11 protein-coding genes are annotated in these 15,114 nt (G+C 72.4%); 8 read left to right on the forward strand and 3 right to left on the reverse strand.

Annotation, left to right across the window (positions count from 1 at the left end):
* Nucleotides 1-145: 145 nt before the first annotated feature.
* A complete protein-coding gene (gene sucC, locus ACZ6H8_RS04425) occupies nucleotides 146-1,312 on the forward strand; it encodes an ADP-forming succinate--CoA ligase subunit beta (protein ID WP_464144771.1) in 1,167 nt (388 codons plus the stop codon).
* An 11-nt stretch (nucleotides 1,313-1,323) separates the two neighbouring features.
* Nucleotides 1,324-2,223, forward strand: coding sequence for a succinate--CoA ligase subunit alpha (gene sucD, locus ACZ6H8_RS04430; protein WP_464144775.1), 900 nt, complete (start codon nucleotides 1,324-1,326; stop codon nucleotides 2,221-2,223).
* 119 nt (nucleotides 2,224-2,342) lie between these two features.
* On the opposite strand, the gene ACZ6H8_RS04435 is transcribed toward sucD, so the two are convergent.
* Both ACZ6H8_RS04435 and ACZ6H8_RS04440 read right to left on the reverse strand, forming a co-directional pair.
* Nucleotides 2,343-2,981 carry a hypothetical protein gene (locus ACZ6H8_RS04435; RefSeq protein WP_464144778.1) on the reverse strand — a complete coding sequence of 213 codons (639 nt, stop codon included), beginning with the start codon at nucleotides 2,979-2,981 and terminating at the stop codon, nucleotides 2,343-2,345.
* A gap of 209 nt (nucleotides 2,982-3,190) precedes the next feature.
* Complete coding sequence (locus tag ACZ6H8_RS04440) at nucleotides 3,191-5,410, reverse strand: NADP-dependent isocitrate dehydrogenase (protein ID WP_464144781.1); 2,220 nt, start codon at nucleotides 5,408-5,410, stop codon at nucleotides 3,191-3,193.
* A 151-nt stretch (nucleotides 5,411-5,561) separates the two neighbouring features.
* Between ACZ6H8_RS04440 and ACZ6H8_RS04445 the strand changes: the two genes are divergently transcribed.
* From ACZ6H8_RS04445 to ACZ6H8_RS04470, 6 genes are all read left to right on the forward strand, one after another.
* Nucleotides 5,562-7,022, forward strand: coding sequence for a cell division protein PerM (locus ACZ6H8_RS04445; protein ID WP_464144784.1), 1,461 nt, complete (start codon nucleotides 5,562-5,564; stop codon nucleotides 7,020-7,022).
* Between the two features lie 10 nt (nucleotides 7,023-7,032).
* Nucleotides 7,033-7,593 carry a phosphoribosylglycinamide formyltransferase gene (purN, locus tag ACZ6H8_RS04450; protein WP_464144788.1) on the forward strand — a complete coding sequence of 187 codons (561 nt, stop codon included), beginning with the start codon at nucleotides 7,033-7,035 and terminating at the stop codon, nucleotides 7,591-7,593.
* The gene (purH, locus tag ACZ6H8_RS04455) at nucleotides 7,594-9,234 is read left to right on the forward strand and encodes a bifunctional phosphoribosylaminoimidazolecarboxamide formyltransferase/IMP cyclohydrolase (RefSeq protein WP_464144791.1); all 1,641 of its coding nucleotides are present in this window, start codon (nucleotides 7,594-7,596) and stop codon (nucleotides 9,232-9,234) included.
* A 280-nt stretch (nucleotides 9,235-9,514) separates the two neighbouring features.
* Nucleotides 9,515-10,780 (forward strand): LPXTG cell wall anchor domain-containing protein, encoded by a 1,266-nt coding sequence (locus ACZ6H8_RS04460; RefSeq protein ID WP_464144795.1) that lies wholly within the window; start codon nucleotides 9,515-9,517, stop codon nucleotides 10,778-10,780.
* A gap of 364 nt (nucleotides 10,781-11,144) precedes the next feature.
* The gene (locus tag ACZ6H8_RS04465; protein ID WP_464144798.1) at nucleotides 11,145-12,935 is read left to right on the forward strand and encodes an ABC transporter ATP-binding protein; all 1,791 of its coding nucleotides are present in this window, start codon (nucleotides 11,145-11,147) and stop codon (nucleotides 12,933-12,935) included.
* Entirely contained in the window at nucleotides 12,932-14,740 is a 1,809-nt protein-coding gene (locus tag ACZ6H8_RS04470; RefSeq protein ID WP_464144802.1) for an ABC transporter ATP-binding protein, read from the forward strand. The genes ACZ6H8_RS04465 and ACZ6H8_RS04470 overlap by 4 nt, the downstream gene beginning before the upstream one ends.
* A gap of 18 nt (nucleotides 14,741-14,758) precedes the next feature.
* Here the strand turns inward: ACZ6H8_RS04470 and ACZ6H8_RS04475 are convergent, their stop codons facing one another.
* The gene (locus ACZ6H8_RS04475; protein WP_464144804.1) at nucleotides 14,759-15,079 is read right to left on the reverse strand and encodes an MGMT family protein; all 321 of its coding nucleotides are present in this window, start codon (nucleotides 15,077-15,079) and stop codon (nucleotides 14,759-14,761) included.
* Nucleotides 15,080-15,114 lie beyond the last annotated feature (35 nt).

The following is a 15,114-nucleotide window of genomic DNA, read 5'->3' on the forward strand; positions in this document are numbered from 1 at the left end:
GACCGAGCCGAAGGCCATGGCTTCGGGCGCCCGAAGCCACAGGCATCCGCAGACGAGCGCAGCCACCCGCGACCGCGCGCACCTGCCCGCGCACGCGACCGGGCTAGGCTGGTCGGCGGCCCCCACTCCCAGCAGAAGGATTCCGGTGGATCTCTACGAGTACCAGGCCAGGGACATGTTCGAGTCCCATGGCGTTCCCGTCCTGCCAGGCATCGTCGCCGACACCCCCGAGGAGGCCGAGGCAGCAGCCAGGCAGCTCGGCACGCCGGTCGTCGTCGTCAAGGCGCAGGTCAAGACCGGCGGTCGCGGCAAGGCCGGCGGCGTCAAGGTCGCGAAGAGCCCCGAGGAGGCCCGCGCCGCAGCGGAGGCCATCCTCGGACTCGACATCAAGGGCCACACGGTCCACCGCGTCATGGTCGCAGCCGGGGCGCAGATCGAGGAGGAGTACTACTTCTCGGTGCTGCTCGACCGCGCGAACCGCTCCTACCTTGCCATGTGCTCCTACGAGGGCGGCATGGACATCGAGGAGCTCGCCGTGGAGCGCCCCGACGCGCTCGCGAAGGTCGCCGTCGACCCCGCCGTCGGCATCACGCTCGACGTCGCGCGGCACATCCTCGCCGAGGCATCGTTCCCCGCGGACGTCGCCGAGCGCGTCGCACCCGTGCTCGTGACGCTCTACGACGTCTTCGCAGGCGAGGACGCGACGCTCGTCGAGGTGAACCCGCTCGTGCAGACCGCAGACGGCGCGATCGTCGCGCTCGACGGCAAGGTCACGCTCGACGAGAACGCAGGCTTCCGCCACGAGGGCCACGCAGCCCTCGAGGACAAGGCAGCCGCCGACCCGCTCGAGGCGAAGGCCAAGGAGTCCGACCTCAACTACGTCAAGCTCGAGGGCCAGGTCGGCATCATCGGCAACGGCGCGGGCCTGGTCATGTCGACGCTCGACGTCGTCGCGTACGCGGGCGAGCAGTTCGGCGGCGTCAAGCCCGCGAACTTCCTCGACATCGGCGGCGGCGCCTCGGCAGAGGTCATGGCCGCAGGCCTCGACGTCATCCTCGGCGACGACGACGTGAAGAGCGTCTTCGTGAACGTCTTCGGCGGCATCACCGCATGCGACGCCGTCGCGAACGGCATCGTGCAGGCGCTCGCCATCCTCGGCGACACGGCCACGAAGCCGCTGGTCGTGCGTCTCGACGGCAACAACGTCGACGAGGGTCGACAGATCCTGGCCGAGGCGGCGCACCCGCTCGTGACGGTCGTGGACACCATGGACGAGGCTGCCGCGAAGGCCGCCGAGCTGGCATCGGCGTAGGGGGAAGCAGCATGTCGATCTACCTGAACAAGGATTCGAAGGTCATCGTCCAGGGCATCACGGGCGGCGAGGGCTCCAAGCACACCGCACGCATGCTCGCGGCCGGCACGCAGGTCGTCGGTGGCGTCAACGCCCGCAAGGCCGGCACGACCGTCGCGCACACCGACGCCGACGGCAACGCCGTCGAGCTGCCCGTGTTCGGCTCGGTGAAGGAGGCCATGGCGGCCACCGGCGCAGACGTCTCGATCGTGTTCGTGCCGCCGGCATTCGCGAAGGATGCCGTCATCGAGGGCATCGACGCGGGCATCGGCCTGCTCGTCGTCATCACCGAGGGCATCCCCGTGCAGGACTCCGCGGAGTTCTGGGCGCACGCGAAGGCCTCCGGCACGACGCGCATCATCGGCCCGAACTGCCCCGGCATCATCACGCCGGGCGAGTCGCTCGTGGGCATCACGCCCGCGAACATCACGGGCAAGGGCCCCATCGGCCTCGTGTCGAAGTCGGGCACCCTGACGTACCAGATGATGTTCGAGCTGCGCGACATCGGCTTCTCGACCGCCATCGGCATCGGCGGCGACCCCGTCATCGGCACGACGCACATCGACGCCCTCGAGGCGTTCGAGGCCGACCCCGAGACGAAGGCGATCGTCATGATCGGCGAGATCGGTGGCGACGCCGAGGAGCGCGCGGCCGACTTCATCAAGGCGAACGTCACGAAGCCCGTCGTCGGCTACGTGGCAGGCTTCACGGCTCCCGAGGGCAAGACGATGGGCCACGCAGGCGCCATCGTCTCGGGCTCGTCCGGCACGGCCGAGGCGAAGCAGGTCGCGCTCGAGGCCGCTGGCGTCAAGGTGGGCAAGACGCCCTCCGAGACGGCCCGCCTCATGCGCGAGGTCATCGCCGCGCTCTGACGCGTCGACTCGCACCACCACGCAGGGCCCCGGCATCGCGCCGGGGCCCTGCTGCATGCTGCGACGTGCGGGCTCGAGGCGTCTGCGACCGCAGCCGGCGAGCCGATCGCGTCGCGCCTTCAGGGGGCGGGGACCTCGACGGTGACCTCGTCGCCCGACTCGGTGGCGAGCTCGATCGTCACGGCGTCGTACGCGAAGCCCTCCGGCACGAGCAGCACGGGGCAGACGCGGTCGAGCACGTCGCCGGCCTCGCCGCTCGCCCCGTACATGTCGTGCTCGTTCTCGATGACCTCGTAGTCCCACGCGTCCTCGCCGCCAGGCACCCGGACGTCGCGCACGACGTCGACGAGCGTCGCGTACTGGTCGGCCGCCTCGACGAGGGTCATGCGGAAGCACGCCCAGCCCACCTCGTAGCCGGAGGGCGGCGCCGGCGCGGGTGCGCCCTCCTCGGCGTTGTACTCCGTGAGCTCGTCGAGGGGCGCAGGACCCATCTCGAGCAGCTCGAGCCGCCAGGTGACGCCGTCGGCGGAGAGCGTCGCGGTGCTCCCGTCGACCGTCGCCGACTCGCCGCCGCCGGGAGCCGGCTGGCTCGGCTGCGCGCTCGGGGGCTGCGACGGCGAGGTGGGCTCCGGTGCAGGGGTGCCGGGAGCGGTCGTGCCCGGATCGGTCGGCGGGGCTGCCGGTGGCGTGAGGACGCAGCCGGCGAGGGTGACGGTGGCGACGGCTGCGACGACGAGGGCCGTGCGGATGCGATGCATGGGGGAGCCTTCCGGGGATCGAGCAGCCTCCACGGTCCCACGCCCGCCTGGGCGGGAGCATCGGACGCCGTGCGCGAGAGCTCGGGCACGAGATGACGCTCAGCGGCGCATCGAGGGAGGATGTCCCTCGGATGCCCGCCCAGCGTCACGCCGTGCCCGACGACGACGGGGCCCCGGCATCAGCCGGGGCCCCGTCGTCATGGAGCGGGTCAGCGCAGCGCGTCGACGATCGCGTTCAGCGACGGCGAGGGGCGCATCGCCGCCTCGGCCTTCGCGGCGTCGGGGCGGAAGTAGCCGCCGAGGTCGACGGGCGAGCCCTGCGCCGCGAGCAGCTCGGACTCGATGGCGTCGGTCTGCTCGGCGAGCTGCGCCGCGACGGGACCGAAGCGCTCGGCGAGCGCGGCGTCCTCCGTCTGCGCTGCGAGCTCGTCGGCCCAGTAGCGCGCGAGCCAGAAGTGGCTGCCTCGGTTGTCGATCTCGCCGGTGCGGCGCGAGGGCGAGCGGTTCTCGTCGAGGAACGTCGCCGTGGCGCGGTCGAGCGTCTCGCCGAGCACGCCTGCGCGCGCGTTGCCGGCGACGAGCGCGAGGTGGCGGAACGACTCGGCGAGCGCCATGAACTCGCCCAGCGAGTCCCACCGCAGGTGGTTCTCCTGCTCGACCTGCTGCACGTGCTTCGGGGCGGAGCCTCCCGCGCCCGTCTCGAACAGGCCGCCGCCTGCGAGCAGCGGCACGACCGACAGCATCTTCGCGCTCGTGCCGAGCTCGAGGATGGGGAACAGGTCGGTGTTGTAGTCGCGCAGCACGTTGCCCGTCACCGAGATGGTGTCGAGGCCCTGGCGGATGCGGCCGATCGCGTGGGTCGTCGCCTCGGCGGGCGCCATGATCTGGATGTCGAGCCCAGCGGTGTCGTGCTTGGGCAGCTCGTCCTGCACGACGGCGATGACGTTCGCGTCGTGCGCACGGGTCTCGTCGAGCCAGAACACCGCGGGCGTGTCGGACAGCCGGGCGCGCTGCACGGCCAGGCGCACCCAGTCGCGGATCGGGATGTCCTTCGTCTGGCATGCGCGCCAGATGTCGCCTGCGGACACCTCGTGCGACAGCAGCACCGTGCCCGAGCCGTCGACGACCTCGACGCGGCCGTCGGCCTGCATCGTGAACGTCTTGTCGTGGCTGCCGTACTCCTCGGCCTTCTGCGCCATGAGGCCGACGTTCGGCACCGAGCCCATCGTGGTCGGGTCGTAGGCGCCGTTCGCCTTGCAGTCGTCGATGACGGCCTGGTAGATGCCCGCGTACGACGAGTCGGGGATGACGGCGAGCGTGTCCGCCTCCTCGCCGTCGGGACCCCACATGTGGCCGGCGGTGCGGATCATGGCGGGCATGGATGCGTCGACGATGACGTCGGAGGGCACGTGGAGGTTCGTGATGCCCTTGTCGGAGTTGACCATCGCAAGGCGCGGTCCCTGCTGGAGGCCCTCCTCGATCGCCGCGCGCACGCCGTCGGCCACGGAGGGCTCGAGGGTGCCGAGGCCTGCGACGATGGCGCCGAGGCCGTCGTCGGGGGTGAGGCCCGCCGCCTCGAGCTGGGCGCCGTAGCGCTGGAAGAGCGTGGGGAAGAACGCGCGCACGACGCGGCCGAAGATGATGGGGTCGGAGACCTTCATCATCGTGGCCTTGAGGTGCACGGAGAACAGCACGCCCTCGTCCTTGGCGGCCTTGACCTGCTCGGCGAGGAAGCGGTCGAGCGCGGCGACGCGCAGCACGGTGGCGTCGACGATCTCGCCGGCGAGCACGGGGATGCGCTCCTTGAGCACCGTGACGGTGCCGTCGGCGGCGATGTGGCGGACCTGCAGGTCGTCGTCGTGCTCGAGGATGACCGACCGCTCGTTGGAGCGGAAGTCGTCGACGCCCATCGTCGCGACGCGGGTGCGCGAGTCGGAGGACCAACGACCCATGGAGTGGGGGTGCTTGCGCGCGTACTGCTTCACCGACTGGGGTGCGCGGCGGTCGGAGTTGCCTTCGCGCAGCACCGGGTTCACGGCCGAGCCCTTGATGGCGTCGTAGCGGGTGCGCGTCTCGCGCTCCTCGTCGGTCGACGGCTCGTCGGGGTACTCGGGCAGGTCGACGCCCTGCGCGCGCAGCTCGGCGATGGCGGCCTTGAGTTGCGGCACGGATGCCGAGATGTTCGGCAGCTTGATGATGTTGGCCTCCGGCGTCTTCGCGAGCTCGCCGAGCTCCGCGAGCGCATCCGCCTGGCGCTGGTCGGCGGGCAGGCGGTCGGAGAATGCCGCGACGATGCGGCCGGAGAGCGAGATGTCGCGCGTCTCGACCTCGATGTCGGCTGCCTTCGCGAAGCCCTGCACGATGGGCAGCAGCGAGTGCGTCGCCAGCATCGGCGCCTCGTCGGTGTGGGTGTAGATGATCGTCGCCATGGATGCGTCGTCCCTCGTCGTCGTTCGGTGGGGGCGCGCCGGATGGCGGCGCAGGCCCGCCTCCCAACCTATCGCGGGCCGTGCGCGACGTCCTGAGCCATCACCCGCGAGGCGATGGGTGGCGGGCGGCATGCGCGACTATGCTCGCCGGGTGCGTCGCCTCTCGTCCGTCCTCCTGCAGGCCGTCGAGTCGGCGAGCATCGCGATCGCGACGCTGCTCGTGACGCTCGTGCCCGCGTTCGCGGCGTTCGCGGTCGGCGGGCTCGCGGGCGACGCGGCGGTGCCGTGGCGCGTGGCGGTGGATGCGTGGCTGCTGGGTCACGGCGTCGACGTGGGCGTGACGCTCGGCGACGCGGCGGTCGTCGCCGTGGGCACGGATGCGGCTGCGGCACCGTTCGTCGTGGGCATCGGCGCCTGGGGGATCGGTCTGCTCACGATCCTGCTGGCTGCGCGCAGCGGCATGCGGCTCGCGCGCACCCCCGAGCCGGCGTGGGGCCTCGTGGGCGGCGTGCTGGCCACGGTCGTCGTCGGCGTGGCGCTCGCCCTGTCGGCGCAGCACGCCACTGCGGCGCCGAACGTCGTGCACGCCGCGATCGGACCTGCCGCGTGCATGCTCGTCGGTCTCGCGATCGGCGCACTGTGGCACGCGGACGACGTCGTGGGTGCCGCCGCGGGCTGGCTGGCGATCGACGGCGCGGTCGTGCCGTTCGTGCGCGCATCGCTGCGCGCCGGCCTCGCGGTGGCCACGGCGTTCGTGGGGCTCGGGGCGGTGCTGCTCGCGGTGGTGCTCATCGTGCGCCAGGCCGACGTCATCCTGCTGTTCGAGGCGCTGCAGCCCGATCACCTCGGCGTGGTGGTGCTGTGGCTCGTGCAGCTCGCGCTGCTGCCGACCGCCGTGGTGTGGGCGACGTCGTGGATGCTCGGCCCGGGCTTCGCGCTCGGGATCGGCTCGAGCGTGTCGCCGCTGGGCACCGACGTGGGTCCGGTGCCGACGGTGCCGCTGCTGGGTGCCATCGTGCCCGGCGTGGAGCCGTGGTCGCTCGCGATCGCGGTCGTGCCGCTCGCCGCTGCGATGCTCGTGGGCGCGATCGTGCGGCAGCGGGCGTCGTTCGCGCGCTGGTGGGAGGCGGCGATCGTCGCCGTCGGCGGTGGCGTCGTGACGGGTCTCGTGCTCGCCGGGCTCGCGGCGGCGACGTCTGGCGGCGTGGGCCCCGGTCGGCTCGACGTCGCGGGTCCGACGTGGTGGCTCGTGGGAGCGGTCGCGGCGGGGCTCGCAGCGTGCGGGCTCGCGGTGGGGCTGCTCGCAGGGCGTGCACCGGTGGCCGACGAGGTCGACGACGAGGGCGACGCCGACACCGCCTCCCTCGACGTCGCCGTGCTCGCGGCCGCCGCGCGGGCGCGCGACGAGCAGTCGACGGGAGCCGTCGCGCCCGTCGCTGCCGACGCGCAGGAGACCGCACCTGTCGTGCCCGCGCCGGCCGTCGAGCGGGAGGCCGCGCCCGTGGTGCCAGCAGCCGACGCGCAGGAGACCGCGCCCGTCGAGACGGTCGCGCCCGTCGACGACGCCGATCCGAGCGACGACGCGGGCGATGCGTCGTCCGAGCGCCGGTAGGCTGACACCCGTGCTGCGTCTGGTCGTCCTCGTGTCCGGCGGCGGCAGCAACCTCGCCGATCTGCTCGAGCGCACGCGCGACGGTCGCGTGCCCGCGACGATCGTCGCCGTCGGCGCCGACCAGGAGTGCGGCGGCATCGAGCTGGCGAAGGCGGCGGGCATCGCGACGTTCGTCGAGCCGTTCGCGAGTCCCCGCGGTGCCTGGAGCGACCGCGTCGTCGATCGCGTCCTCGAGCACGCGCCCGACCTGACGGTGCTGTCGGGCTTCATGCGGCTGCTGGCCGGTGCGGCCGTCGAGCGGCTCAGCCCGAACCTCGTGAACACGCATCCCGCATACCTGCCCGAGTTCCCAGGTGCCCACGCGGTGCGCGACGCGCTCGCCGCGGGCGCGACGCAGACCGGCGCCTCCGTCATCGTGGTCGACGCCGGCGTCGACACCGGCCCCGTCCTCGCGCAGGTGCGCGTGCCCATCCACCCCCACGACGACGAGGCGAGCCTCCACGACCGCATCAAGCCGGTCGAGCGCGACCTGCTCGCCGACGTCGTCACGCACTGGAACCAGGAGTCCTAGGTGAGCGGTCCGACCCACGACGAGAGCATGTACCGCGAGCGGGACGTGGTGCCCATCCGCCGAGCGCTGCTGTCGGTGAGCGACAAGACGGGCATCCTCGAGCTCGCGGCCTCGCTGCACGCTGCAGGGGTGGAGATCGTGTCGACGGGCTCGACGGCGAAGGGCATCGCGGAGTCGGGCGTGCCCGTCACCGAGGTCGCCGCCGTCACCGGCTTCCAGGAGGCCCTCGACGGCCGGGTGAAGACGCTGCACCCCGGCATCCACGCCGGCCTGCTCGCCGACCTGCGGCTGCAGCATCACGAGCAGCAGCTCGCGGACCTCGGCATCGCGCCGTTCGAGCTCGTCGTGGTCAACCTGTACCCGTTCGTCGACACCGTGCGCTCGGGTGCGGAGGCGAACGCCGTCGTCGAGCAGATCGACATCGGTGGTCCCGCGATGGTGCGCGCAGCCGCGAAGAACTTCGCGAACGTCGCGATCGTCACCGACCCGCGCGCGTACGACCTCGTGACGCGCGCGCTGCCCGCGGGGCTGGGCCTCGCGCAGCGGCGCGCGCTCGCGAGCGACGCGTTCGCCCACACGGCCGCGTACGACACGGCGGTCGCCGCGTGGTTCGCGACCGGCTCCGTCGAGCCGTCGGCGCCCGCGCCCGCCGCTGCCGCCGCGCCGGCACGCACCGACGGTGCGAGCGGCCTGCTCGCTGCCATCGGGGGTGCGACGCTCGCGAGCCCCCTGCGCTACGGCGAGAACAGCCACCAGCAGGCCGGCCTGTTCACGCTGCCGGCCGGCCGCGGCATCGCGCAGGCGACGCTGCTGCACGGCAAGGAGATGTCGTTCAACAACTACGTCGACGCCGATGCGGCGCTGCGAGCGGCCTACGACCATGATGGCCCGGCCGTCGCGGTCGTGAAGCACGCGCAGCCGTGCGGCATCGCGCTCGCAGCAGCGGGCGCCGCCGACCCCATCGCGTCGGCGCACGAGCGTGCGCACGCATGCGACCCGGTCTCGGCGTTCGGCGGGGTCATCGCCGCGAACCGCACCGTCACGGCCGCGATGGCATCGACGGTCGCCGGCATCTTCACCGAGGTCGTCGTCGCGCCGGACTTCGAGCCCGAGGCGATCGAGATCCTCTCGCGCAAGCCCTCCATCCGTCTGCTGCGACTGCCCGAGGGCTTCGCACGCGAGGGCAGCGAGCTGCGGCAGGTCTCGGGTGGGCTGCTCGTGCAGCAGCCTGACACCTTCGACGGCTTCTCGAGCCACACGTGGCGCCGCGTGACGGGCTCCCACGTCGACGACGCGACGCTCGCCGACCTGGAGTTCGCGTGGCGTGCCGTGCGTGCCGTGAAGTCGAACGCCATCCTGCTCGCGGCCGACGGCGCGTCGGTCGGCGTCGGCATGGGCCAGGTCAACCGCGTCGACTCCTGCGTGCTCGCCGTGTCGAGGGCCGGGGAGCGCGCGCGAGGCTCGGTGGCTGCGTCGGACGCCTTCTTCCCGTTCGCGGACGGCCCGCAGATCCTCATCGACGCCGGCGTGCGCGCCATCGTGCAGCCGGGCGGCTCGAAGCGCGACGACGAGGTCGTCGCGGCGGCCGAGGCCGCGGGCGTCACGATGTACCTGACCGGGGAGCGTCACTTCTTCCACTGACGTGCGCGGCATGACGCCCCGCCTCCGCGATCGTCGCGGAGGCGGGGCGTCGCGTTCAGCAGGCACATCATCCGACGATCGGAGCATCGCCTCGCGTCGTGGGGTACGGCGTCGCTGCTGATTCCGCAGGAATGGGCCGACGATAGGGGCCATCTCAGCCGTACGGTCCCCCATGCCGTCGCGGGGCGTGGCGGCGCAGAGGCGCGCTCCTAGCGTCATCCACGGCCCTCGCACCGCCATCCGATGCCGCGGGGGTCTCCCACGTCCGATGAAGAATGCGGTGCCCCCTGTGCTGAATCCCACGCTCGCCCGAAGGCCGAGGGCGCTCGCCCTCGCCGCGACGCTCCTGCTGACCGCGCTGCTGAGCGCGCTGCTGGTCGCCCTGACCTCCGCGCCCGCCGCGAACGCCCACACTCCGGTGGCCAGCGCCACCTGCACCTCGCTCGAGGTGTCCGCGACGAGCTACGGCGCGAATGCGCGGAATCAGGTCACCGTCGTGATCGACGGCGAGACGATCGCCGACGAGGGCTTCGGCGTGAACTACGTCGAGTCCTTCGCGTGGGACCCGACGGTCGACCACGAGTGGTCTGTCACGGTCGACCAGGGTGACGGCGACCGGTACGACTACTTCGTCGACGGCACGCAGCTCGCCTGCGAGGAGCCCCCGACGACGGTCTCCGTCCCGGCGCAGCCGCAGCTGCAGGACGTCTGCGGCCCGGAGTACACCGTGCCGGCCCTCCCCGAGGACGCGGCGTACGAGTGGACCGTCGATGCGAGCGACGCCCCCGGCGGCGTCGGCACCGTCGTCATCACCGCGACCCTGCACGACGGATTCGTCTGGGACGACGACACGACCGAGCCGCAGTCGTGGAGCTACCCGGTCACCGACGAGCCGTGCGTCACCGGCGCCATCCCCGCACCGACGTTCCAGGAGATCTGCGGACCCGACGGTGCGACGCCGTACACGCTGCCCGAGGCGGTCGAGCACGTCCGCTACGTCGTGACCGACCCCGGCACGTACGTCGACGGTGCACGCGTCGTCGAGATCGTCGCCACGTTCGACGAGGGCTACGCAGCCCCCGAGGGCGCCGAGACGAGCTGGTCGTACACGTTCCGCGAGGAGCCGTGCGACGTGCCCGTCGCAGGCGTCGCGACCGCCGACGTCGTCGTGACGCCCGCGACGTGCGACGCGCCCGGCACCGCCACCACCGGCGAGACCGAGCGTGCCTCGTGGACCGTGACCGACGTGCCCGCAGCAGGCGGCCAGGCGACGTTCGTCGCCGTCGCCGAGGAGGGGGCCGCCTTCACCGCTGGCCTGCCCGGCGTCTCCGACGACCTGACGACGCGGACCTTCACGGTCGACGTCCCGGCCGCCGGTGGCGAGTCGTGCACGACCGCCCAGCCGCCCGTGGCGCCGCCGGCCCAGGCAGGCCCGCCGACGCTGCCGCGCACGGGCTTCGACGTCTCGCCGATCCTCGCGCTCGGCGCGCTGCTCGCCGCTGCCGGTGCGGCGCTCGTCGTCCGCCGCGTGCGCGCGCAGCGCTGACGCCCGACCTGAGCCCCCGCTCGCGCGGAGCGCTCGCACAGGAGGCCCCGCATCCGTCTCGGATGCGGGGCCTCCTCGCGTCTCCGGCAGCGTCCGCAGGCGGACGCCACGCCTCTCGCTTGCGCGTCGGCTGGGAGGATGCATAGGCTGGAGGGCTGCCCGCTGCCGTCGAAGGAGGATGCCATGAATCCCATGTCAGGGAGCACCACCACCCTCGTCGGCGCCGCCCGCTAGGGCAGCACCACCGCACCACCGCGCCCGCACCCCATCGGGGTCGCAGACGCACGGGGCACCACCGCAGCCTCGACCCTCGCAGCACCACCCCGTTCGACGCGCGCCACGAGCGCGCCACCGAGGAACCCCCATGTCCCAGCCCCCCGCGCCCGCCAGGCCGCGCATCATCCCGTCGCTCGCTCGACTCATGCCGTACGTGCGTCCCTACCTCCCTCGCCTGCTGGCGGGCGTCGGTGCCGCGCTCGTCGGCTCGCTGCTCGCGCTCGCGATCCCGCTCGTGCTGCGCGCGCTCGTCGACGGACCGCTCACGAGCGGTGACCGCGACGCCGTCTGGCCTGCTGCGATCGCCGTGCTCGCGCTCGGCGTCGCCGAGGCGCTGTGCATCTTCCTGCGCCGCTTCTTCGTGCTGCAGCCGTCGACGTTCGTCGAGGCGTCGATGCGCCGCGACCTGTACGCGCGCCTCCAGCAGCTGCCCGTCGCGTTCCACGACCGCTGGCAGTCGGGCCAGCTGCTCTCGCGCGCCGTGCAGGACCTCGGCCAGCTGCGCCGCTTCCTCGCGTTCGGCTCGGTGCTGTTCGTCGTGAACCTCATGACCCTCGTCGTCGGCGTGGGCGTGCTGCTGTGGTGGAGCCCGCTGCTGGGCGGGCTGTTCGTCGTGCTGTCGCTGCCGATCATGGTCGTCGCGTTCCGCTTCGAGCAGACGTACCACCAGGTCTCGCGCCGGGCGCAGGACCAGGCGGGCGACCTCGCGACGACCGTCGAGCAGTCGGTGCACGGCATCCGCGTGCTGAAGGCCTTCGGTCGCGGCCCGCACGCGCTCGAGGGCTTCACGTCGCAGGCGAGCGAGCTGCGCACGACCGAGATCGCCAAGGCCAAGCAGGACGCGTCGCTGTGGATGTGGCTGACGATCATCCCGTTCGTCTCCTACGCCGTGTGCCTGTTCGTCGGCGTGTGGCTCGTGTCGATCGGCCAGCTCACCGTCGGGCAGCTGCTCGCGTTCTTCGCGACGGCGATCGTGCTGAACTGGCCCATCGAGTCGATGGGCTTCCTCTACGCGTTCGCGATCGACGCCGCCAACGCGTCGGTGCGCTTCCACGAGGTCGTCGACACCGAGAACACGATCGACGACCCCGAGCGGCCGGCGACGATCGACGAGCCGCGGGGCCGCCTGACGTTCGAGGGCGTGCGCTTCCGCTATCAGGATGCGCCCGCAGGCGAGCGCGACCTCGTCGACGGCGCCGACCTCGTGCTCGAGCCCGGCGAGACCATGGCGCTCGTCGGCTCGACCGGCAGCGGCAAGACCACCCTCACGGCCCTGCCCGCGCGCCTGTACGACGTCACGGGCGGCCGGGTGCTGCTCGACGGCGTCGACGTGCGCGACCTGACGCGCGAGGAGCTGCGCACCCACGTCGCGATGGCGTTCGAGGATGCGACGCTGTTCTCGCGCTCGGTGCGCGACAACGTGCTGCTCGGCGTGCCGAGCGCTGACGACGAGGTGCTCGACGAGGCGCTGCGCATCGCGCAGGCTTCGTTCGTGCACGACCTGCCCGATGGACTCGACACCGTGATCGGCGAGGAGGGCATGTCGCTCTCGGGCGGCCAGCGCCAGCGCCTCGCGCTCGCGCGCGCCGTCGCGGCGAAGCCCGCCGTGCTCGTGCTCGACGACCCGCTGTCGGCGCTCGACGTCGACACGGAGGCGCAGGTCGAGGCTGCCCTGCGGCACGTGCTCGCCGAGACGACGGCGCTCATCGTCGCGCACCGTCCGTCGACGGTGCAGCTCGCCGATCGCGTCGCGCTCATGCGCGAGGGCCGCATCGACGACGTCGGCACCCATTCCGAGCTGCTCGCCCGCAACGAGCACTACCGCTTCGTGCTCTCGAGCCTGGAAGAGGCCGAGCGCAACCGGGAGGTGAACCTGTGAGCGTCCACGGCGTCTCCGGCGAGGATCGCGACGACTACACGAAGGCCGAGTCGCGAGAGATCCGCCTCCGCTCGCGCAGGCTGCTGCTGCAGCTCGTGCGGCCCCACGGCGGGCGCATCGCCTGGACGATGCTGCTCGTCGTCATCGCGGCCGCAGCAGGCGTCGTCGGGCCCGCGATCATCGCGTACGGCGTCGACACCGCGCTGCCCGCGATCCTCGACGGCCAGGACTGGCTGCCGCTGTGGGGTGCGACGATCCTCTACGTCGTCTCGGCGATCGCCGCAGGCGTGCTCATGTACGCGTACACGGTGTCGTCGGCCCGCATCAGCCAGGCGGTGCTCTTCTCGCTGCGCCGCAGGCTGTTCGACCACACGCAGCGTCTGAGCCTCGAGTTCCACGAGCAGTACACGTCCGGCCGCATCATCGCGCGCCAGACGAGCGACCTCGAGTCCATTCGCGACCTGCTCGACCAGGGGCTCAACGAGCTCGTGCGCGGCATCCTGTTCATGGCGTTCACCGGCGTCGCGATGGTGCTGCTCGACCCGCTCTCCGGCCTCGTGCTCGGCATCGCGCTCGTGCCTGCCATCCTGCTGACGCGCTGGTTCCAGCTGCGTTCGACCGTGCTCTTCCGCGAGACGCGCACGACGAGCGCGCGCATGATCGTGTACTTCGTCGAGACGATGACGGGCATCCGCGCCGTGAAGGCGTTCCGCACGGAGTCGCGCAACGACGCCGAGTTCGGCGACCGCGTCGAGGACTACCGGGTCGCGAACCACAAGGTCATCTCGATCTTCGGCGTCTACGAGCCCGGCATCATCGCCATCGGCGCGGTGAGCATCGCGACGATCGTGCTGCTCGGCGGCCTTCGCGTCATCGACGGCTCGCTCGAGGTGGGCGTGCTGCTGGCGACGGCGCTCTACGCGCGGCAGTTCTTCCAGCCCATCCAGGGCGTCGCGATGTTCTTCAACGGCTACCAGTCGGCCTCGGCGGCGCTCGAGAAGATCTCGGGCGTGCTCGAGGAGGAGCCGACGGTGCCCGAGCCTGCGCAGCCTGCGACGCTCACCGACGCGAAGGGCCGCGTCGACTTCGACCGGGTGCGCTTCGCGTACGCGACGGGCGGCGACGTGCTGCCCGCGCTCGACCTGCACCTGCCCGGCGGGCAGACGGTCGCGCTCGTCGGCACGACCGGTGCGGGCAAGACGACCCTCGCGAAGCTGCTCGCGCGGTTCTACGACCCGACCGAGGGTGCCGTGCGGCTCGACGGCGTCGACCTGCGAGACCTGTCGAACGACGACCTGCGCAGGGCGGTCGTGATGGTGACGCAGGAGGCGTATCTGTTCTCGGGCACCGTCGCCGAGAACATCGCGCTGGGCAAGCCGGAGGCGTCGCGGGAGGAGATCGAGGCAGCCGCACGCGCCGTGGGCGCGCACGACTTCGTCACGGCGCTGCCCGACGGGTACGACACCGACGTCAACAAGCGCGGCGGCCGCGTCTCGTCCGGCCAGCGGCAGCTGCTGTCGTTCGCGCGCGCGTTCCTCGCCGATCCGGCGGTGCTCATCCTCGACGAGGCGACGGCGAGCCTCGACATCCCGAGCGAGCGGCTCGTGCAGGAGGCGCTGCAGACGCTGCTCGCCGACCGCACCGCCATCATCATCGCGCACCGCCTCTCGACCGTCGCGATCGCCGATCGCGTGCTCGTCATGGAGCACGGCCGCGTCATCGAGGACGGCTCGCCGGCCGAGCTCGTCGCAGCTGGCGGCAAGTTCGCGAGCCTGCACCGCTCGTGGCGGGAGTCGCTCGTCTGAGCGGCCCCGCCGCGGGCGTCACTCGGGCATCCAGCGTGCGCGTCGCTCGATGCGGAACGGGGCGTCGGCGCCCGGCGCGGTCTGCGCCAGCGGCGTGCCCTCGCGCTCGTAGTGGGGGAGCGCCCGGTCGTGGAGGCCTGCGGGCGGCAGCCCGCTCGAGCGGATGACGCGCCACCAGGGCAGGCCATCGGAGTCCGTCGCCATGATGCGGCCCACGCGACGTGCCGCGCGAGAGCCGAGGCACGCGGCGACCTCGCCGTACGCCATGACGCGACCGGGCGGGATGGAGGCGACGAGCTCGTGCACGGCCTCGGCGAAGGCGTCGTGGTCGTCGGGCACGGTCGCCACGATACGGCGCGCGCCCTCGACCATCC

It is taken from the genome of Agrococcus sp. AC640b, from assembly GCF_979255995.1.